This is a genomic window from Streptomyces sp. URMC 126 (assembly GCF_051386555.1).
Taxonomy (GTDB): domain Bacteria; phylum Actinomycetota; class Actinomycetes; order Streptomycetales; family Streptomycetaceae; genus Streptomyces.
Map to the genome: position 1 here is coordinate 1 of NZ_JBPQTX010000664.1, position 601 is coordinate 601.

Genomic DNA, 601 nt, shown 5'->3' on the forward strand with positions numbered 1-601 from the left:
GGGCCCCGCTCCGCCCCGCCGCGGCGCCCTCGCCACCACCGCCTGCATGGAGACGCTGCAGATCGGCCACCTGCACGCCGTCGCCGCCGCGGCCGGCTGCACCCTGGCCCAGCCCTTCCCCGACCACGGCATCGACTGGCACCTCAGCCACACCGCCCCCGGGCACACCACCGATGACGAAGTCACCATCAAGGTGCAGCTGAAGGCGACCTATCAGCTCCCGCCCCGGCCGCCCGGCGCCACCTTCCCCTTCACGCTCGACAACGAACACCTCGTCAAACTCGCCCGCACCCCCGTGGCCGTCCACCGCATCCTCGTCGTCATGCTCGTCCCCCGCGCCAGGGACGACTGGGTCCACGCCGGCCACGACCGGCTCGCCGTCCGGCACTGCTGCTACTGGGCCAACCTCGCCGGCCACCCGGTCACCGGCCGGCACAGAACCACCGTGCGGATCCCCACCGCGCACGTCTTCGACGACCACGCCCTCTGCGCGATCATGACGCGCGTCGGGGCGGGAGGGAGACCCTGATGCGACCGCAGGCCGACGCACCCCGCCCCCACGGCCCCTCCGGCGATGCCTCCGGCACCCCCGACCCCGCCG

General features: G+C 74.4%; 1 protein-coding gene. It reads left to right on the plus strand.

Annotated features, from left to right (window positions below; all coding sequences use genetic code 11):
- Positions 1 to 529: DUF4365 domain-containing protein (locus ACSNOK_RS33370; protein WP_436784526.1), on the plus strand; the 529-nt coding region annotated here is incomplete at its 5' end.
- Between the last annotated feature and the right edge of the window lie 72 nt (positions 530 to 601).